The sequence below is a fragment of the Mesorhizobium hawassense genome, from assembly GCF_003289945.1.
GTDB classification, from domain to species: Bacteria; Pseudomonadota; Alphaproteobacteria; order Rhizobiales; family Rhizobiaceae; genus Mesorhizobium; species Mesorhizobium hawassense.
The window spans coordinates 1-19,069 of record NZ_QMBP01000005.1 but is presented as its reverse complement, the minus strand read 5'-3'; the positions used below and the strand labels follow the sequence as shown (position 1 = coordinate 19,069).

Here is a 19,069-nt window from a genome sequence, read left to right as displayed (position 1 = left end):
CCGCTTCCCGGAAACGCCGTCCTCCAAAGGACGGCGTTTTTGTTTTCTCGGGCTTTGGCTGCGTGTGATATTTGCCAAACCGGAATCCCCTTTTTGGGGATCGCGCTCTACTTTTTCTTCTGCGGATAGATCGTCTCGCCCCGCTTCAGCATCGCCACCAGATCGGCGATCTTCTTCTTGCGCCCCGCCTCGGTCTTCATGTTGTGGGTGCGGAAGGCGAGCGAGAAACGGTTCTGGGCGGAAAGCGTTTCCAGCATCTTCTTCGCCTTCGGTTCGGCATCGATCGCCGCCTGCAGGTCGGGCGGGATGGTCATGTCCTTCGAGCCGCCATAGGCGCGGTCCCAACGGCCGTCGGCCTTGGCCGCCTCGACCTCGCGCAGGCCGTGGCTGGTCATGCGGCCCTCCTCGACCAGCCGCGCGACATTGTCGATGTTGATCTTGCTCCAGATGCTCTTCTTGCCGCGCGGCGTGTAGCGCTGCAGGAAGCTCTTGTGGTCGAGCGACTTGCGCACCGCGTCGATCCAGCCAAAGCAAAGCACGACGTCGATCGCTTGCTTCGGCGTGATCGAAGCCAGCCCCGAGCCGACCTTGTGGACCTTGATCCAGACCTCGCTTTCAGAGGCGTGGTTGTCGGCCAGCCAGGCAAGGAAGCTCTCGGCATCGGGGAATTCGCGGACCTTGTCGGGATCGACCTTGATCGGGGCCATTACAGAAGTCTTCCTTCAACGAGCATCGTCACCCCTGAACACAATTGCCCTCGTCCGAACGTGCGAAAGTGGCTATATAGGGAGCATGGCTAAGACAAGCACCGCATCAAACGTGACAGTCCGCAACGCGAAGACCGGTCAGTTTGTGACCGTGCGCGGCGCGCAATCGCTGAAAGGCAGCAAGTTCGCGATCAAGAAGAACGTGGACTTGACGAAGCCTATCGCCGAGCAAGCCCTCAAAGGCAAGCCGCAGACTGCGAAACACGCGGCTAAAGGCTGATAGTGCCGGGCATCCTGCTCGACACTCACGTTCTTTACTGGCTAGTGAGTGGCGCCGAGCCGCTTTCCAATGATGCGCTGGTGGCAATCGGCGAAAATCAAGACGCCGGCACGCTTTTCGTATCTCCGATCACAGCATGGGAGTTGGCTATTGCAGCGCGGAAGCCCGCGCACAAGGCACCGCCTGACCTCGGTGCCAATACTCCGGCACGCTGGTTTTCGGCCGCAATTGAAGCTACTGCGGCTAAAATCATTCCAATCAAACAGCGTATCGCGATAGAGGCGGCAGCCGTGGTGACGGTGACTGGCCACAAGGACCCAGGCGACTGCTATCTGATCGCTACCGCCCGGGTTCGCAAAATCCCGATCATGACGCGAGACCACGTGATGCGCGGGCTTGCGGTGCCCCAATATCTGCAGATTGTAGATTGTTGATTGGCGAAATACGGCAACCGGCCAGCTAGCCAATGCCATCGGACTCGCCGATAGCACTATCGGTTTCTTCCGTTTCCGCTTCGCGCGGCCGCCTGCCACATCGGCGTCCATGCAGAGGAAAGGCATGGACATGGAAAAAATCCTGATCGTCGGCGGCAGTTCGGGGATGGGGCTGGCGCTCGCCGGGCGCTGCCTCGAGGAAGGCGCGCACGTCATCATCGCCGGGCGCGGCGGAGCGAAGCTGAGCGCGGCGCGGGACGGGCTCGGCCGCCCTGACGCGCTCGAAACGGCGGCGGTCGACATCAGCCGCGAGAATGAGGTCGCGGCACTTTTCGCGCGTATCGGTCGGCTCGACCATATCGTCAGCACGGCCGCCGCGATCGAAGGCGCCTACCGGCTGTTGCCCGAGATCGAAATTTCGGCCGCGCAGCGGGTGGTGGAGAGCAAGTTCTATGGGCCGCTGCTGCTTGCCAAGCATGGCGCGCCCAAGCTGGCGTCGAGCGGTTCGCTGACCTTCGTCTCCGGCATTGCCGCCTACCGGCCGGCGGCGCGCGGCGCGGTGGTCGCGGCGGTCAACGCAGCGCTGGAAGGGCTGGTGCGGGCGTTGGCGGTCGAGTTGGCGCCGATCCGCGTCAACGCCGTCTCGCCCGGCTGGGTCGACACGCCGATCTGGGAGTTCGTCGCCGGTGACAAAAAGGACGAGACGCTGGCCGCGATGGCGAAGCGCCTGCCGGCCGGACGGGTCGGACGGCCAGACGACATTGCCGACGCGATCCGTTTCCTGATCGGCAACGGCTTTACGACGGGGACGACACTGCATGTCGAGGGCGGGCACCGGCTGAGCTGACCGAAGCAAAGCCCTCATCGACAGCAGCAAGCAGCGCCTTCAGCGCCGGCGGCTGGACGCGGCGGCGCCGCCAGGTCATGACGATGTCGGCCGAGCGAACCGGGCCGGGCCAGGCAAGCTCGGCCACCTCGCCGCGATCGATCGCGGCGGCGACCGCCAGCCGCGGCACGAGGCCAAAGCCGGCGCCGGCCGCCACCAGCCCGGCGATGGCGTCGATGCTACCGGCTTCGGCGGCGAGGCCGGGTTTGCCCAGGCCTGCCTCGGCAAACGCCTTGTCGACCATGGCGCGGTAGACGCAGCCGGTCTCGGTGGCGACGAAATGCTTTTCGGCTAGCGCCGCCAGATCGACATCCACCCGGTTGTCGCCGGGCGGCGCGATCAGGGCCAATGGCTCGTGTGCCACGACGCGCCTCATCAGGCGCTGGTCCGGCGCGTCGGCAACTTCAAGATCGGCGGGCCGCTCGAAGCAGAAGGCGACGTCGATCTCGCCCTCGCCCAGCCGGCGCAGCAACTCGCCGCTGCCGGCGATCCTGAGCTTGATATCGATGCCCGCGTGCGCGGCGCGAAAAGCGGCGAGCCATGGAGCCAGCCTTGCGGCGGCGATCGTCTCCAGCGCGCCGATCGAAAGGCTGCCGGCCGTCCCTGCCCTGGTGGCGTCGATGGCGGCGCGTGCGTCGTCGGCGAGCGCCAGCAGATCCTCGGCGTAGGGTTTCAGCGCCTCGCCCGCCGGCGTCAGGTCCAGCCCCTGCCGCGAGCGGGTGAAGAGGCTGGCGCCAAGCTCGGCCTCCAGCGCCTGGATCTGGTCGCTGACGCTCGACTGGGCGAGATTGACCTCTTGCGCGGCGCGCGTGACGTTGCGTGTTCGCGCGACCGCCAGAAAGGTCGTCAGCAGCCTCGGATGCATCGGGCGGGCGGCGCTACTGCAGCTGCGGCTTCTTCAGGAAGGAATTGCGGTCGGCGGATTTGACGCGCAGCCAGGTCTCGCGGCCGTCGCGCACGACGCGCAGCGGAATTTCCGAGCCGGCCGGGTTCTCCCAGAGTTTTCTGTAGAAATCGGCGAGACCGTCGACCTCGCCGTCGCGCACGTCGGAGATGATGTCGCCCTGGCGCAGGCCCGCCTTTGCCGCCGGGCCGCCCTCGGCCACGCTCATCACCACCACCATGCCGTTCGACTCGGCCGAGAAGGCGCCGAGCCACGGACGCGGCGCCTTGGCCGCCTGGCCGCGCTTGATGAGGTCGTCAAGGATCGGCCGCAAGAGGTCGATCGGCACGACCATGTTGATGTCGGCAACCTCGCCGGCGCGGCTCATCTGCAGGCGCAGCGAGCCGACGCCGAGCAGCTTGCCGTCGCGGTCGAACAGGCCCGCCCCGCCCCAGGACGGATGCGCGGGCGCGGTGAAGATCGCCTCGTCGATCAGATATTCCCAGTAGCCGGCGAACTCCTGCTTGGTGACGATGTGGGCGTCGACCTGCTGGCCGATGCCGTCGGCGAGCGTCACGGCGTCGCCGATACTGGCCTTGCTGGCGTTGCCGAGCTGGACCGCCGGCAGATTGAGCGGCGACAATGCCTGCACCAGGCCGAAGCCGGTCTCCTGGTCATAGGCCAGAGCATGTGCCGCGACCACGCGGCCGTCCTGGTCGGTCAGCCACACCTCCTCGGCCTCGGTGATGAGGTAGCCGATGGTGAGCACCAGCCCGTTGTCGCGGATCACCACGCCGCTGCCCTCGCGGCGCGTGCCGAGCGCATTGGCGGTGAAAGCGTCGTCCGGAACCGTGGCGCGCACGGCAACGACGGAGCGCGAAATTTTCTCGATGGTCATCGATCCATCCTGCATTGCGGGTGTTTTTCTATAAGTATGGCCAAAGGCGCGCGGTGCAAGGGCGGATTTCCCTTCTCCCCTTGTTGTGGGAGAAGGGAAAGATGCTGGCCCAAGCACTAGTTCAACGAAAATTGAACTTTTTTCTTTGACGCGCGCAAACCCGCACCTAAGTCTATCGGCATCAGCAGACGTCGCTGCCCTCCCGAACCCGCAAGGCCGTCACGATGAACCAATACATCCCGCCGAAAGTCTGGACCTGGAACAAGCCGAATGGCGGCGAGTTCGCTTCGATCAACCGGCCGATCGCCGGCCCGACGCATGACAAGGAACTGCCGGTGGGCAAGCACCCGCTGCAGCTCTATTCACTGGCCACGCCCAACGGCCAGAAGGTAACGATCATGCTGGAGGAGCTTCTGGCGCTCGGCCACAAGGGCGCCGAATACGATGCCTGGCTGATCAAGATCGGCGACGGCGACCAGTTCGGCTCGGGCTTCGTCGAGGTCAATCCGAACTCGAAGATCCCGGCGCTGATGGACCGCAGCGAGCCGAAGCCGGTTCGGGTGTTCGAGTCCGGTTCGATCCTGACCTATCTCGCCGAGAAATTCGGCGAATTCCTGCCGACCGAGCGCGCGGCACGCGCCGAAACCTTCTCATGGCTGTTCTGGCAGATGGGCTCGGCCCCCTATCTCGGCGGCGGCTTCGGGCATTTCTACGCCTATGCGCCGGAGAAGATCGAATATGCCATCGACCGCTTCGCCATGGAGACCAAGCGGCAGATGGACGTGCTCGACCGCCGGCTGGCGGAGAGCGAATATCTCGCCGGCCCCGACTACACCATCGCCGACATGGCGGTGTGGCCCTGGTATGGCGGGCTCGCCAAGGGCCGCAGCTACAACGACGCCCATCAGTTCCTCTCGGTGCACGAATACAAGAACGTGCAGCGCTGGGCCGACGCGATCGACGCGCGGCCAGCGGTGAAGCGCGGCCGCATGGTCAACCGCATGTCCGGCGATCCGGCGTTCCAGCTGCGCGAGCGCCACGACGCCAGCGACTTCGAGACGAAGACGCAGGACAAGCTGCAAGCGGCGGAGTAAATGCTTGGCCGGCAGGCCAGAGGGGGGCAGCTTTCAGCGCTTGGTTCTCGGCCCAGCCAACGCTTCGTCATCCTCGGGCTTGACCCGAGGATCCATGCCGTGACCTCTCTCGTGGAGCGCAACGGTGCAGAATTCTGTAACCGTTGCAACGCTTTAGCGCCACGGCATGGATCCTAGGGTCTGCGCGCGTCGCTTCGCTCCTTGCTTCGCCCTAGGATGACGAATGCGAAGGTCGCTGGGAGATCAACTCCGCTACCTCCCGTATGTATACGTCACGCTCGCCTCGCCCAGCGCCGAGCTCTTGGCGGCGACCGAGACCATGTCCGGCAGCGGATTGTCAGGAATGCGCAGCGTCTTTTCGCCGAGCGCATAGAGCGTGAAGACATAGTGGTGCTCGCCGCTGCCCGGCGGCGGGCATGGGCCGAAATAGCCGGCGCGGCCAACGCCGCCCTTGCCCAGCACCGAGCCCCTGGGCATGCGCTTGCCGCCCTGCGCGCCGGCGCCTTCGCTCAGACCCTTGGCGCTGGCCGGGATGTTCCAGGCCAGCCAGTGCCAGAAACCCTTGCCGCCATTGGCGTCAGTATCGAACATGGTCAGCGCGTAGCTTTTGGTGCCGGCCGGCGGGTCCTTCCAGGCAAGCGCGATCGAGACGCTCTTGCCGCCGCAGCCGGCCTTGTCGCCGAGATGTTTCGCATCCCATTTGCCGTCGGAGACCGACGGGCTGGAGATCTCGAACGCCTGCGCCTGGGTGGCGAAGGCAGCAAGGGCTAGCGTGATGAAGCCGAGGCGCAAACTCATCCTATCCTCCCTGAGATAACGCAGCGTAGCGCAAAAGCGGCCCGAAAGAGGGCAGCCGACGCGCCGGCCTGCACGGAAAACGAAAAAGCCCCGCCGGTGGAGGCCGTCGGGGCTCTTTCATACGGACCATGGAGGTGGGACACCACGGTCGGGTCGATCCAGGGGGTGTTGGATCGGTCGCGACCCTAGCCGAGGAACCGGCCGGGCCGATAATCACGCCTGCGCACTACCAATCACGCCTGCGCGAGAGACAGGTGATAGCCGGCGAATTAAACTGCTGATCTCCCCCTTGTGGGAGAGAAGCCTGGCAAGGCAGAGGGGGGCGCTGTCCCGCCCGCGTCTCAGCGGTTGGAAGACGGACAAGACGGAAAGGCCGCGTTCCTCGCGCCCCCCTCTGTCCTGCCGGACATCTCCCCCACGAGGGGGGAGATTGGCAGCTTAGACGCCGCGCGTCCCTTACTTCAGCAGCTTGGCCAGCCTCGGCACGCCCTCGCCCACCGCGCGGTCGTCGGCCAACGTAAACGACATGCGCAGCGTGTTGCGGCCGGTGCCGTCGGCGTGGAAGGCGTTGCCGGGCACGAAGGCGACGCGCGCCTCCTTGACCGAACGCGCCAGCAATTCGGTGGCATCCGTGCCTTCCGGCAGCGTCAGCCAGACGAACATGCCGCCGTCCGGGCGGCTCCAGGAAATGCCGTCGGGCATATTGGCTTCGAGCGCGCCAAGCAGCCCGTCGCGGCGCTTGCGATAGGCGCCGATCAGCTTGTCCACCTGATCGTCGAAGATGGTTTCGGCGACGCGGTGCATGACCATCTGGTTGATCGACGGGCTGTGCAGGTCGGAGGCCTGCTTCATCAGCACCAGCTTTTCCACGACATGGCGCGGCGCGCAGACCCAGCCGACGCGCATGCCGGGCGACAGGATTTTCGAGAAGGAACCGCAATAGAGCGTGCGCGCCTTGTCGATGCCGCCCGAACGGGCGCAGTCGAGCGCCAGGATCGGCGGCACGCCCTCGCCGTCATAGCGCAGCGCCCGGTAGGCGGCGTCCTCGATCACGGCGATGTCGAGGTCGCCCGCAAGGTCGAGCACCGCCTCGCGCTGCCTGGCGTCCAGCGTGTTGCCGGTCGGGTTGGCGAAATCCGGCACCAGGTAGGCGAATTTCACCTTGCCGCCATTCGCAGCCGCAGCGGCGCGATAGGCCTCCGGCGTCATGTTGCCCCCGGCGGTGTTCAGCCGGTCGTAGCGCGGCTCATAGGCGTTGAAGGCCTGCAGCGCGCCGAGATAGGTCGGCCAGGTGACCAAGGCCGTGTCGCCGGGGGACAAAAAGAGCTTGCCGAGATAGTCGAGCGCCTGCTGCGAGCCGGAGGTGATGAAGATATTGCCTTCGTCGCACTGGATACCGAGCTTGCCCATCTGGCCGGCCAGCCATTTGCGCAGCGGCAGGAAGCCCTCACTGACCTGGTATTGCAAGGCCGTCCCTGCTTCCGGGCCGCCGAGCACGGCCTGGTAGGCATCGCCGATCGCCTGCGCCGGAAACAGCGACGGGTCGGGAATGCCGCCGGCAAACGAAATGATGTCCGGCTGGTCGAGCAGCTTCAACAGCTCGCGGATTTCCGAAGCCTTCATGCGCGACGAGCGCGAGGCCAGAAGGTTCAACAGGGTCAAGGCGCACCTCCCGCAGTGCTTCTATTTAGGTCAGCTTGGTTGACCTATTATCAGTCGCGGCGCCTCGCGTGAATACACAAAACGGTCATGGCGCATCGTTCAGACGACATTCTTTCACGCAAATCGTACTCGCAAAACCGATTCGCACTTTTGGGCGACATGCGTTGGCCCCGGATTTTCGCAAATGCTAATGAAAAACCATTGCGCCATGGTTTGGCCAGGCGCACGATCGCAACCAGCTAGCCGGCAACTGAGAGAAAAACAATCCGGCTGCAGGGGGATGCGCATGACACTCGAACTCATCGGGGCCGGGTTCGGCCGCACCGGCACATGGTCGACTTTCGCCGCGCTGAACCGGCTTGGCTTTCCGAGCTACCATATGCAGGAAGTCATCATCAACAAGGCCAACAAGGGCCATCTCGACTTCTGGCGCAAGGTGGCGAACAGCCAGCCGGGCAGCCAGCACGACTGGAACCGGGTCTTCGCCAATTACCGGGCGACCGTCGACAATCCCGGCTGCTGCGTGTGGCGCGAGCTGATGGCTGCCTATCCGGAAGCAAAAGTGCTTCTGACGCTGCATCCGCGCGGCGCCGAAGCCTGGTACGACAGCACCATCGACACGATCTACTTCACGGAAAATGTCTGGCAGTTCAAAGTGCTGGAATGGCTGACGCCGTTCGGCCGCAAGTTCGGCGACATGTCACGCAAGCTGGTCTGGGGCCGAACGCTGAAGGGCGTGATGGACGACCGCGACAAGGCGGTGGCGCGCTACAATGCCTATATCTCCGAGGTGAAGGCGGCGGTGCCGCCGGAGAAGCTCCTGGTGTTCAAGGCCAGCGACGGCTGGGCGCCGCTCTGCGATTTCCTCGGCGTCGCGCTGCCCAATGAGCCCTTCCCCAACCTCAACGACCGTGCCAGCATCAAGAAGATCATCAGCGGGATGATCATGGGATCCTATGCGATGCTGGCTGGCGTCGCGCTGGCCATCGCGTTTGCGATTGGCGGGCTGTGGTGGTGGCTGGGATAACGACAGCCACTCGCGACGGTCGATAAGCGGGCAAGGGCCCCCGCCGCCGGCACATGGCGGGATTGTCGTTATATTAGAAAAAGCGCATATTGTAGGAAGCCGAAGCCATGCTCCGGCTGAACCGCCGTTGGCCATGTCGTCCCGGCGGTCCACGGACCAGGTCAAATACCAAGGAAAAGCCAGCAAGTCCGCGCTGCTCGAGCAGCCGGGCGCTCATGATATCTGGAGGAGGATCCCATGAAGGTTACCATACTCGCGACTTACGAACCCCATGCCGCCAAAGGGCTGATGCAAGGATCGAACCGGGAAGTAGCCATCGCGGCGCTGTTTGAAAGCGTCGGCGGCCGGATGAACAGCCTGATGTTCACGCGCGGCCTCTACGACGTCATCGTCAATGGCGAGGTTCCGGACCAGATTGCCGGGATGGGTATGACGCTTGCCGTGCGGGCAAGCGGTTCGGTGAGCGATCTCGTCGTCCTCGAAGAGCTCGACATGAAGGCAGTGATCGCGGCCGCCAACAAGGCAGCCGGCGCCTACAAGCCCGCCGGCTGACGGGAGGACGCCATGACCGCCTACAACGTCGTCCGTTTTCGTACCAAGCCAGGCAAGGAGAAAGCCTTCGTCGACGCGCACGCGAAGGTTTCGCTGAACGCCAAGGGCTTTCGCAAAGGTGCGCTCATCAAGACCGGCGAGCGCACATTCTGCATGGTCGGCGAGTGGAACGACATGGACAGCCTCGCCGCGGCGCGCCCGATGATGATCGGCATTCTCGACACGTTCCGCGATATGCTGGAGGATCTCGGCGGCGATCTCGGCGTGACCGATCCGGTGTCCGGGACAGTCGTTGCCGAAATTGGCTGAGGACGTTTCCTGAAAGGCGTGGCCGGACCACCATGTGTGATCGGCCGACGCCGGCGGCCGAACCCGGCGACATGCCGCCCGCGTTGGGGCGGCGCGTTTGTCTTTGCCTCAGAACGGCAACCGGATTTCGTCCGGCTCGGCCCTGTCCGGCCAGCCGATGTCCTTCTTGATCTCGGTCGGCAATTCGTTGAGTTCGCGCGTCGTGCGGCGGCGCTTGCTGGCCTGCGCGAAGGCGGCGCGGATTCGGTTGAGACTTTTGAACATCGCAAACTCCCATAAATCAGCGGCGCAAACCGGCGCCGCCCATTCACCCGGCGCCGCTTTTGCGATGCGTCTGTAACCAGGGGATTGCGCGCGAACGGTGAAATGCTTCACGAAGCCGGGATGGCTTGAAACATATGCATGCAAACTAATTTACCGGGATCGGCCGCACAGCTTGCGTGCCGGGTGTCGGAACGCATGGCCTGTACCGCAGACGCTTAAGCCCATCGCCCGATGTTCTGATTCACATTCCCGTCGAAAAGAAGCCGCGCCTTACTCCGGCGCCTGCGAATCCGATCCGGCCTGCTGCGCGGTCTGGGCCGAGAGCCGGCCTATGCGGACGAGCGTCGGCTTCGAGTATTCTTTCTTCATGGTCCTTGTTCCCCAACCTCGCGCGGAAGGTGAGGTATCGGCACACAGGCTGTCAAGCCAACGGAGGGCCTGCGGCTCAGTTCGCCGACATCGACAGCCTGCCCAGCGCCTGCTCGATCCCTGCGTGGGCGGCGGCGTTGCGCTGGACCATTAGCGCAACTGCCGCTTCAGATGCCTTGTCGGGGTGGCCGGCATCGAAAGGCGGCGCGGGGTCATACTCGATCGAAAGCTGTATGGCTTTTGCGACCTCAGGTCCTGCAAGCTCGGCGACGATCGCGAAAGCGAAGTCGATGCCGGCGGACACGCCAGCCGAGGTGAAGATGTTGCCGTCGCGCACGATGCGCGCCTTTTCGTGGGTGGCGCCGACCAGCGGCAGCAGGTCGGTATGCGCCCAATGCGTGGTGGCGCGACGCCCCTTCAGCACCCCGGCGGCGCCATGCAGGAAAGCTCCAATGGAGACCGACGTGACGTAGCGGGCATTCGCTGCCTGATGGCGGATGAAACCGATCGTCTCGACGTCGGCGAGCGCGTCGATGATGCCTGCGCCGCCAGGCACGCAGATCAGGTCGAGCGGCGGGCAGTCTTCGAAGGTGCAATCGGGCAGCAGTAGAAGGCCTCGGTCGCTCACGGCCGGCGCCATGGTCTTGGCCGCGACAAAGGTCTTCGCCTGCGGAAACCGGCTCGGTACGGACATGGAGGCAGGCGTTGCCAGCCGGCTCAAGACCTCGAACGGGCCGGTTAAGTCGAGCTGGGTGATGCCCGGGAAAATGACGAAGCCGACATTGAATTGCGACATGGCTATCCCTCCAAAGCCATTCGGATTCAGTCTACCGTTTCAGGCAATGTCAGGCGAGCGATATATAGGGCAGCCTAGAAAGCTCACCTTCCCGCCCCGTGCCACTTCCCTGCCTGCGCGATAGACCGTGCGCTCCGTCGGCACCGCCACCACTGCTTCCGGCACATGCTCGGCCTTCAGCGCCACAAAGTCGGCCTTCGCACCAACCGCGATGCCATAACCTTCCAGCCCCAGCGCCCTGGCGCCGGCATGGCTCACCACGTCGTAAGCCGCTTCCAGTTCCCAATCCTCATAGAAGCCGGAGCGGTAGCCGATCATGTTGGCGCGGTTGAGCATGTCGCCATCGCCATAGGGCCACCAGGAATCGCGGATGTTGTCGGAGCCGGCGAAGACCGTGACACCCGCCTTGCGCAGCGCGGCCACTGGCGGGAAAGGATGATCGCCGGGCGCGTTGGTCATGATGGCGACGCCGGCGGCGGCGATCCGCTCGCCCGCTCCGGCCAACGCATCGGCGGAGATGTCGCCCAGCCCATAGGCATGGCTGACGACGACCTTTCCCTGCATGCCTGATGCCGTGGTCCGGGCGACTATCTCCTCGATCTCGAACAGGCCAAGCGTGCCGCGGTCATGCAGGTGGATGTCGACGCCGGCGTCATGCTTTTCGGCAAGACCGAAGACGACGTCGAGATGGCCCTTCACATCGCGGTCGAAGCTCGCCGGATCGAGCCCGCCGATCAGGTCGCAGCCGAGCTTGAGCGCTTCGTCGAGCAACTCCGCGGTGCCGGGCGAGGACAGGATGCCGCTCTGCGGAAAGGCGACGAGCTGGATATCGATGAGGTCGCGGTATTTCTCCCGCACGGCGAGGATCGTCTCGACATGCTTCAGCCCGACCGCCGCATCGACCATCACATGGCTGCGCATGGCGAGGCTGCCGTGGCCGACGCAGAGCTCGAGCTGGTTTTTCGCGCGCTCCGCCATCGGCGCGGCCTGCTCGAGGTTGCGCATCTGGAAAGCCACCCGCTCGCGCACGTCGAAACCATTGGCGCAGGGAACGTGCGGGCGCCAGGCATCGCCGTAGAAGGAAGTGTCGAGATGGATATGGCCTTCGACGAAAGCCGGCAGGACGAGCCGGCCGGCGAGATCGACGGCGCCGGACCTGGCTGCGTTGCCGGCCGGCGCGATGGCGCTGAAGCGGCCGCCAGCCACGGTGAGGTCGGCGACCGTGCCATCGGCCAGCCGGGCGTTGAGAAAATGAGTCTGGTTCAAGATGCAATCCATTGAAAGTGACCGGGTTACTCGTCGCCTTTCCGATGAATGAGGTCAATGCAGCGGGGCTGGAAAGTGTTTCGCTCGTTGTGGGAGATCACCCCCGCCTATTCCGCTTTCGCGTAAGTTTCCGCGCACCAAAAAAATGCGATAGTGGAGTCTGCGGTATGAGGCCGCCGTGGTCGACGCGGACGCCCAAGCACATCCCCAACAATGCGCCCCCAACGGACGCGTCGACCATTGACGGAGATGCCAACGGCGACCTGACCAGGTCGCCGTTTTTTTGACCAGCCGTGCACTTCGTCAGGCTTGCGCGCCGGCGTATTCGGCGACCAGCGGCTCATACTCCTCGAAGGACGGCAGCGCCGTGTAGCTGTGTACCGCTCCCGTCGTCGCCCAGGGCAATTTCTCTGCCGTCCAGGTCTCGATGAAGGGCGTGAACCAGGCATGCTCGTCGAGCATGGTCGGGCGCAAATTGACGAACCAGTCGAGCCCTTCGGGGCGGGTGAACATCCAGGTCATGCAGTGGCCGCAGAAATAATGCCTCGACGCGCCATGCAGCCCGCCGATCACCGGCTCGCCCTTGGTGATCTCGAAACCTTGCGAGGGAATGGCCGCGCTCAGCGAATAGGCGCTGGACGACATCGACTGGCAGCCGGTGCAATGGCAGGCCATGGTGAGCAACGGCTTCGCCAAGATCCTCAGGCGCACGCGGCCGCAGCGGCAGCCACCTTCGGCGGGGAGAGCGAGGTCGGGCAAGATGGGCTCCTCGGGTTCTCGCGCTCAGCCAACCAGCTCAGCCGTCGTCGTCATCCGCACGCCCTGCGCCGCGAAAGCCTCGTTGTGGCGGGCGATGATGTCGGGCGCCTTTTCCTTGTCGCTGTCCAGCGTCGAATGCGCGTCGGAGACCACGGTGACGCCGAGCCCTTCGGCAAAGGCGCCCTTCACGGTGGCGGCGACACAGAAATCGGTCTGGGCGCCGATGAGTACGACGTTCCTGGCGCCCTGCCAGGCCACCCATTCGGCCAGCTCGGGGTTGGAAAAGGCGTTGCCGACACGCTTGCCGAAGGTCGGCTCGTCGGCGGCCTGGCCGAGCAGCGGCCAGACCGGCCAGCCGGAAGCGCCTGGCGCCAGCGGGTCGCCTTCCGGCCCGTCATGGCGCACGAACGCGACTTTACGGCCGGAGTTGCGCGCCCAGTCGATCAGTGCGCGCGTACGCTCGGCGATGGCGTCGGCGTCATGGATCGGCGGCTCGAAACGGCCGTCGAACATGCCGGTCTGCAGGTCGATGACGATGAGCGGTGCGGTGGCGGTGTCTGGCATGGCGGCGAAGATAGCGTGGGTGGGGGATGGGTCAAGGCGGGGGAGAGAGTGATCTCCCCCCTCGTGGGGGAGATGCCCGTCAGGGCAGAGGGGGGCGCGAAGGAACGCGGCGTTCCCCAGTTGGCCCACCAGCATCGATCCCAGTGGTCGGTAGGTTGACCGAAACGCCTGCGGGACAGCGCCCCCCTCTGGCCTGCCGGCCATCTCCCCCACAAGGGGCGAGATCGGCGGTTCCGGCGCCCCGCCCTACGACATCAGCGGCATTGGGCCTTTCAGCGCTTCCGCCAGCGCATCGCGGAAAACCGCGATCGGCCGCGCCAGCCTGCCGGCGGGCGGGCGGTGCAAGAGCCAGCAGCGCACCTGCGGCTTGAAGCCGGGGCAGTCGACCGCCTCGACGGCGTCGCGCCATTGGCTGCCCGACAGCGCGCCCGGCGTGACGATGCCGATGCCGTGGCCGCGCGCCACCAGCGACATACGCAAGTCCGCGCCCTGCGCCTCGACGCCGACATGGAAGGGCAGCCTTGCCACCTCGAAGCGATGTCGGATGAAGGCGCGGAAGCCGCAACCGGTTTCGTTGAGCACCCAGGGGTAGCGCGACAGCGCGCCGATCTCGACGGGCCTCGGCACGCCGAGGTCCGGCGAAGCGACGAGCAGCACCGACTGCGCGCCGAGATCGTCGCAGGCAAGCTCCGGCGGCGGCGCGACCCCTTCGGGCAGGCAGACGGCGACGGCGTCGATCTCGCTGTGCTGCACCTGCTCGACCAGGCGCGGCGACAGGCTGGAGGTGATCTTCAGCGTCAGCTGCGGGAAGGCTTCGCGCAGGCTGTCGAGCGGCGCCGACAAGGCGCTGGTCGACAGGTATGGCATGATGCCGAGGCGGAACTCGCCGCGCACCGCGCCGTCCAGCGAGACGCCCGCCTTCAGGTCTTCCAGCGAGCGCAGCACGCGGCGGCCATGCTCGTAGGCCTCCCGGCCGGCGACCGTCGGCTTCAACGGCTTCGACTGGCGGTCGAGCAAGGGGGTGGCCAGCCGTTCCTCGAGGTTCTGGATGCGGCGCGTCACGCCAGGCTGGGTGAGGTTCAGCCTGGCCGAGGCGCCGACGATGGAGCCGGTCTCGACGACGGCGACGAAAGCTTCGAGATCGTGAATGTTCATGCGCATCTCGCATAATCATTATCAGGTCATTTGAATTGTAGCATTATGCTGACCTGGAATAAAGTACTCGTGAGATATGAGGATTGCGAGGACTCATCATGGACGGATCGGACAACGCTGAAATGGTGCCGGCGGCGTTCGCCGCGGCCCCTGCCGAGACCGGCGTTCAAACCATCACCCGGGCGCAGACACTGCTGTTTGCCGGGTCGGTCGGCATCATCATCACCAACATCTTCGCGCCGCAGACGCTGGTCGGGCTGATCGGCCCGTCGCTGGGCGCGGCGGCATCCGAGGCCGGGCTCGTCTCGATGGCCGCCCTGCTCGGTTATGCCGCCGGGCTGTTCTTCCTGGTGCCGCTCGCCGACCTGGTCGAGAACCGCGTGCTGGTGCTGCGCATGCTCGGCGCGGCGGTGCTGGCGTCGGCGGTCGCTTCCGTCGCGCCGTCGGCGGCTTCGCTGCTCCTCGTGCTGTTCGTGCTGGGCGCGGCGTCCTCCTGCATCCAGGTGCTGGTGCCGGTCGCGGCCTCCATGGCGCCCCCCGGACAGGACGGGCGCGTCATCGGCGACGTGATGAGCGGGCTGATGATCGGCATCCTGCTGTCGCGGCCGCTGGCCAGCCTCGTCGCCGACGCTTTCGGCTGGCGCGCCTTTTACGGCATCGTCGCCGCGACGCTGGCGCTGCTCGCCCTCCTGCTCGGCTTCGCCATGCCGAAGCGCCGGCCACTGGCGCATGCGAGCTACACAGCGCTCATCGCCTCGCTGCTCGAGCTCCTGCGCCAGGAGCGGGTGCTGCGGCGGCGTGCCCTGACCGCAGCCCTGGTGATGGCGGGCTTCAGCGTGTTCTGGACGGCGGTGGCGCTCAGGCTCGCGGCTCCGCCTTTCGACCTCAGCCAGAAGGGCATCGCGCTGTTCGCGCTGGTCGGCGCCGGGGGCGCGGCGGGGACGCCGCTGTTCGGGCGCGCCGGCGACCGCGGCTGGACGCGGCCGGCGACGATTGCCTGCCATCTCGTGCTGATTGCGGCGCTCGGACTCGCCGCCTTTGCGGGAGCCGCCGCGACCGGCGGCGCATGGCTGCCGCTCATCCTGATGGGCGCGAGCGCGGTGCTGCTCGACATCGGCGTCGTCGGCGATCAGACGCTCGGCCGCCGCGCCGTCAACCTCTTGCAGCCGAAGGCGCGCGGCCGCATCAACGGGCTGTTCGTCGGCATCTTCTTCATCGGCGGCGCGATCGGCTCGCTGCTGGCCGGCATCGCCTGGGCCTGGGGCGGCTGGAACGCGGTATGCGCCGTTGGAGCGGTGTTCGGGGTGATGGCGCTGGTGGTGGATTTGGTGGGGTAGCGGCGGCGCCGAAACTGCCAATCTCCCCCCTTGTGGGGGAGATGCCCGGCAGGGCAGAGGGGGGCGCGAAGGAACGCGGCTTTCCTAATTTGCCTTGCGAGGGTCTTATCCAAGCGCGAAGGTTGATTGAGACGCCGGCGGGACAGCGCCCCCCCTCTGGCCTGCCGGCCATCTCCCCCACGAGGGGGGAGATCAGCAGCTTCGCCGCCTCAGCCAATCCCGCCCGTCACAACATACGCACCGCCTGCGCGCCCATCCGGCAACCGCACCACTGCCGTGACGATCGAGCCATAGGCCGCTCGCCAGACGCTATGAAACCCTTGATGCGTCGAGGCAGGCACGACCACCCGGCCGGTGTGGCGGCTGCCGTTTGCCTGCATGAGGACCGATTCGCCGTTGACGTGGACTTTCACGGCGGCCGGCTCCTCCGCCCCAACCGCTAGCACGATCGCAATCTCATCGGTATCACCACCGTGGATCGTCTCGACGCTCAGCGTGAGGCCGAGCGGCGCATCGCAGGCAGCACCCGCCCTGCCCTCGAACACGTCGTCGGCCAGCGCCGGCGTGCGTGGCGGAACGGTGCGGCGCTGCGTGGCGCGCTCGTAGTCGCCGGCAATCGTCAGCAGCGCGACATCGTCATAGGCCCTGCCTGCAAAAGTCAGCCCGACCGGCATGCCGATATCGGCCATGGTGCCCATCGGCACCGTCACCGTCGGGATGCCGAGATGGCGCCAGACGAGATTGCCGTTGGCGACCCAGGTGCCATTGCGCCAGGCAAGCGCGGCCGAGGCTTCGTTGACGTCGGCATCGGCCGGGCCGACATCGGCAACGGCCGGCAGCACCACCGCATCGAGGCCGTTGGCATCGAGCCACGCCTCGAAGTCGACGTGGCGCGTTGCCTCAAGGCCTTTCAGCCCCTCTTCGATGGTGGGAATCTCCATGAGCGGCGTCACACCTGTCCGGGCGCGCTCGACATAGTGCGCCAGATCGAAGTCGGCGTCGCCGTAACGGTCGGGCAGCGCGCCGGGCGGCTGCGGGAAGATCTTCCTGCCGTCGACAGAGGCGAGATCGGGAATGGCCGGGTCGGCATTGGCACGCAGGAAATCGTCCCACGACCAGATCGACAGGTCCCAGAGATCGCGCTCGGCGAAGTCCGGCGGCACCAGGCCGCGATCGGCCATCGACAGCGCGCCGGGGCGGTCGCGCTCGTAATTGGAGACGACGGGAAAATCGACCTCGACCACTTCGGCGCCGAGCGCTTCGAGGTCGCGCGCCGCCTGCCGCCAGAGCTCCAGCACCGACGCGCGGGTTTCGATCGGGCGGTCCGCGCCTTCATCCCTGCCGATATACATTTTCGGCACGCCGAGAAGCTTGCCCTCGAGCGCGCCTTGCAGCGGCAGCGCGGCATAGCTTGCAGGCCGCAGCGCCGAGGCCTTCGGGATCTCCACCCAGGGCTGCACGCGCCAGAAATCGCCGCGCGTCTCGTGATCGTCGGCGACAATGACGTCGAGCAGTTCCAGCAGGTCGGGAACGCTGCGCATGTGCGGCACCACGACATCCATGGTCGGCACCAGGGGCCAGTTGCCGCGGGCCGAGATCACACCGCGCGACGGCGTATAGGCGACCAGGGCGTTGTTGGAGGCGGGAGCGCGCCCGGACGACCAGGTTTCCTCGCCCAGCCCGAAGGCGGCGAAGCTGGCAGCCGTCGCCGTCCCCGAGCCGTTCGACGAGCCCGAACCGAAGGCAGCTGTGAGAAAATCCTTGTTGTACGGGCTCTCGGCGCGGCCATAGACGCCACGCTGCATGCCGCCATTGGCCATCGGCGGCATGTTGGTGAGACCGATCAGCACCGCGCCAGCGGCGCGCAGCCGGGCGATGGTGAAGGCGTCCTCGCTTGCCGTCAGATGCTCGAAGGCCGGCGAGCCGGCGGCGACCGTCAGGCCTTTCACCTTGTAACTGTCCTTGGCGGTGTAAGGGATGCCGTCGAGCGGCCCGAGCGACTTGCCAGAACGGCGGCGGCGGTCGGACGCTTCCGCCTCCTCGAACATGTTCGGGTTGAGGATCGGCACGGCGTTGAGCGCGATGCCGTGCCGGTCGTAGTGCGCAATGCGCCGCAGATACGCGGCGGTGAGCTCGACGCTGGTGACCATGCCATCCTCCAGCGCGCGGCGCAGATCGGCGATCGAGGATTCGACGAGATGGAATGATGTCATGGGATTCTAAGCGGCAACCTTGCGAGCCCATTGCCAGAAGGGATCATCAGAATAACCGTCGTCCATACACGCTGTCTGCCCGACAATCTCTGAGGCAGTTTTTGGGATTTGAACCCCAAAGCTGGTTTCTACCCAATGCCGGAACTCTAAAGGCGGGCGGTATGGATCGTTCGAATATTCCTCCGCGTAAGCGCCTTCGGGTGTAAGGTCGAAAAGATCCGGCAAACATGTTTCCTCATAGCCGATGGCTAAAAAGCGCAAGAGATCGACAGCATTGCTCACCAACACACAGGCCAGCGTGGAACCGGACCCAGAGCCCATATGCACGAATCGTTGCCGTCCGCTATCGTCCAGCCAAAGCCCCGCGTAGGATCCATCGGCCCCAGTAACGATAAATGGCGCCAGCCTGCTTGTGACCGACGTGTCGTGATTGCCCAGCCAGTATCCCGCATGGTTAGAATCAACCTTGGTGAAATGGGCCGATGCCGAGCGCAATCCTCGCGGCACACTTGCAGGATAAAGTCCGCAGTAGCGAATTGCCTCCTGCTGGACAAAGCCATTTTGCTCCATCCAGCGGAGTGCCATCCTGAGCTCTTCAGGAAGGTGCAGCGCTGCGGGAAACGATGCTTCAACCTCGTCCAGGAAACTATTCATGCTCTTGCCTTTGACGGTGGCTCAGGCTCGCTCAATTGGCGTGCAGTCACTTTCTTGCCCCGCTGGGTGTCTTCGCCGCAAGGGGGAAGGTTGGCTGGCGCATACGCTTTCCGCAATCGCGTTGGAGGAATGGCGCTGAGCACGCCGCTGCTGATCTCCCCC

General features: G+C 65.4%; 22 protein-coding genes. 8 read left to right on the top strand and 14 right to left on the bottom strand.

What is annotated here, in order from left to right; all coding sequences use genetic code 11:
• Positions 1–107: 107 nt before the first annotated feature.
• Positions 108–707 carry a YdeI/OmpD-associated family protein gene (locus DPM33_RS12485; RefSeq protein WP_112097748.1) on the bottom strand — a complete coding sequence of 200 codons (600 nt, stop codon included), beginning with the start codon at positions 705–707 and terminating at the stop codon, positions 108–110.
• An 85-nt stretch (positions 708–792) separates the two neighbouring features.
• On the opposite strand from DPM33_RS12485, the gene DPM33_RS12480 reads away from it, so the two are divergent.
• From DPM33_RS12480 to DPM33_RS12470, 3 genes are all read left to right on the top strand, one after another.
• Positions 793–987 (top strand): hypothetical protein, encoded by a 195-nt coding sequence (locus tag DPM33_RS12480; protein ID WP_112097747.1) that lies wholly within the window; start codon positions 793–795, stop codon positions 985–987.
• Positions 988–989: 2 nt separating this feature from the next.
• A complete protein-coding gene (locus DPM33_RS12475) occupies positions 990–1,421 on the top strand; it encodes a type II toxin-antitoxin system VapC family toxin (protein ID WP_167449040.1) in 432 nt (143 codons plus the stop codon).
• A 124-nt stretch (positions 1,422–1,545) separates the two neighbouring features.
• Positions 1,546–2,268 (top strand): SDR family oxidoreductase, encoded by a 723-nt coding sequence (locus DPM33_RS12470; protein ID WP_112097745.1) that lies wholly within the window; start codon positions 1,546–1,548, stop codon positions 2,266–2,268.
• On the opposite strand, the gene DPM33_RS12465 is transcribed toward DPM33_RS12470, so the two are convergent.
• A complete protein-coding gene (locus tag DPM33_RS12465) occupies positions 2,219–3,172 on the bottom strand; it encodes a LysR family transcriptional regulator (RefSeq protein ID WP_112097744.1) in 954 nt (317 codons plus the stop codon). The genes DPM33_RS12470 and DPM33_RS12465 overlap by 50 nt on opposite strands.
• A gap of 13 nt (positions 3,173–3,185) precedes the next feature.
• Entirely contained in the window at positions 3,186–4,088 is a 903-nt protein-coding gene (locus tag DPM33_RS12460; RefSeq protein WP_112098034.1) for a S1C family serine protease, read from the bottom strand.
• Between the two features lie 224 nt (positions 4,089–4,312).
• Between DPM33_RS12460 and yghU the strand changes: the two genes are divergently transcribed.
• On the top strand, positions 4,313–5,182 hold the full coding sequence (gene yghU, locus DPM33_RS12455) for a glutathione-dependent disulfide-bond oxidoreductase (protein ID WP_112097743.1): 870 nt from the start codon (positions 4,313–4,315) through the stop codon (positions 5,180–5,182).
• Positions 5,183–5,434: 252 nt separating this feature from the next.
• Here the strand turns inward: yghU and DPM33_RS12450 are convergent, their stop codons facing one another.
• Both DPM33_RS12450 and DPM33_RS12445 read right to left on the bottom strand, forming a co-directional pair.
• The gene (locus tag DPM33_RS12450) at positions 5,435–5,980 is read right to left on the bottom strand and encodes a YbhB/YbcL family Raf kinase inhibitor-like protein (RefSeq protein WP_112097742.1); all 546 of its coding nucleotides are present in this window, start codon (positions 5,978–5,980) and stop codon (positions 5,435–5,437) included.
• Positions 5,981–6,436: 456 nt separating this feature from the next.
• On the bottom strand, positions 6,437–7,603 hold the full coding sequence (locus DPM33_RS12445; protein WP_208648400.1) for an aminotransferase-like domain-containing protein: 1,167 nt from the start codon (positions 7,601–7,603) through the stop codon (positions 6,437–6,439).
• Between the two features lie 325 nt (positions 7,604–7,928).
• Here DPM33_RS12445 and DPM33_RS12440 point away from each other — a divergent pair, with 325 nt between their 5' ends.
• The 3 genes from DPM33_RS12440 to DPM33_RS12430 all read left to right on the top strand — a co-directional run bounded on the left by DPM33_RS12440 (position 7,929) and on the right by DPM33_RS12430 (position 9,530).
• Positions 7,929–8,669 (top strand): sulfotransferase family protein, encoded by a 741-nt coding sequence (locus tag DPM33_RS12440; RefSeq protein ID WP_112098033.1) that lies wholly within the window; start codon positions 7,929–7,931, stop codon positions 8,667–8,669.
• Between the two features lie 237 nt (positions 8,670–8,906).
• The gene (locus DPM33_RS12435; protein ID WP_042642850.1) at positions 8,907–9,221 is read left to right on the top strand and encodes a GYD domain-containing protein; all 315 of its coding nucleotides are present in this window, start codon (positions 8,907–8,909) and stop codon (positions 9,219–9,221) included.
• Between the two features lie 12 nt (positions 9,222–9,233).
• On the top strand, positions 9,234–9,530 hold the full coding sequence (locus tag DPM33_RS12430; RefSeq protein ID WP_112097740.1) for a putative quinol monooxygenase: 297 nt from the start codon (positions 9,234–9,236) through the stop codon (positions 9,528–9,530).
• 108 nt (positions 9,531–9,638) lie between these two features.
• Here the strand turns inward: DPM33_RS12430 and DPM33_RS35800 are convergent, their stop codons facing one another.
• From DPM33_RS35800 to DPM33_RS12405, 7 genes are all read right to left on the bottom strand, one after another.
• Positions 9,639–9,905, bottom strand: a complete 267-nt coding sequence (locus tag DPM33_RS35800; protein WP_146770231.1) for a DUF1127 domain-containing protein — start codon at positions 9,903–9,905, stop codon at positions 9,639–9,641.
• Between the two features lie 159 nt (positions 9,906–10,064).
• Positions 10,065–10,163 (bottom strand): putative RiPP precursor, encoded by a 99-nt coding sequence (locus DPM33_RS37740; RefSeq protein ID WP_425373493.1) that lies wholly within the window; start codon positions 10,161–10,163, stop codon positions 10,065–10,067.
• Positions 10,164–10,239: 76 nt separating this feature from the next.
• Positions 10,240–10,959 (bottom strand): DJ-1/PfpI family protein, encoded by a 720-nt coding sequence (locus DPM33_RS12425; RefSeq protein WP_112097739.1) that lies wholly within the window; start codon positions 10,957–10,959, stop codon positions 10,240–10,242.
• Positions 10,960–10,998: 39 nt separating this feature from the next.
• Positions 10,999–12,237, bottom strand: coding sequence for an amidohydrolase family protein (locus DPM33_RS12420; RefSeq protein WP_112097738.1), 1,239 nt, complete (start codon positions 12,235–12,237; stop codon positions 10,999–11,001).
• A 291-nt stretch (positions 12,238–12,528) separates the two neighbouring features.
• Positions 12,529–12,984, bottom strand: a complete 456-nt coding sequence (locus tag DPM33_RS12415; protein WP_112097737.1) for a GFA family protein — start codon at positions 12,982–12,984, stop codon at positions 12,529–12,531.
• A gap of 24 nt (positions 12,985–13,008) precedes the next feature.
• Entirely contained in the window at positions 13,009–13,548 is a 540-nt protein-coding gene (locus DPM33_RS12410; RefSeq protein ID WP_112097736.1) for an isochorismatase family protein, read from the bottom strand.
• 246 nt (positions 13,549–13,794) lie between these two features.
• Positions 13,795–14,703, bottom strand: a complete 909-nt coding sequence (locus DPM33_RS12405; RefSeq protein WP_112097735.1) for a LysR family transcriptional regulator — start codon at positions 14,701–14,703, stop codon at positions 13,795–13,797.
• 122 nt (positions 14,704–14,825) lie between these two features.
• Here DPM33_RS12405 and DPM33_RS12400 point away from each other — a divergent pair, with 122 nt between their 5' ends.
• Positions 14,826–16,040 carry an MFS transporter gene (locus DPM33_RS12400; protein ID WP_112098032.1) on the top strand — a complete coding sequence of 405 codons (1,215 nt, stop codon included), beginning with the start codon at positions 14,826–14,828 and terminating at the stop codon, positions 16,038–16,040.
• A gap of 209 nt (positions 16,041–16,249) precedes the next feature.
• On the opposite strand, the gene DPM33_RS12395 is transcribed toward DPM33_RS12400, so the two are convergent.
• Positions 16,250–18,253: an amidase gene (locus DPM33_RS12395; RefSeq protein WP_112097734.1), complete on the bottom strand. Its 2,004-nt coding sequence runs from the start codon at positions 18,251–18,253 to the stop codon at positions 16,250–16,252.
• A gap of 6 nt (positions 18,254–18,259) precedes the next feature.
• A complete protein-coding gene (locus DPM33_RS12390; RefSeq protein ID WP_112097733.1) occupies positions 18,260–18,907 on the bottom strand; it encodes a hypothetical protein in 648 nt (215 codons plus the stop codon).
• Between the last annotated feature and the right edge of the window lie 162 nt (positions 18,908–19,069).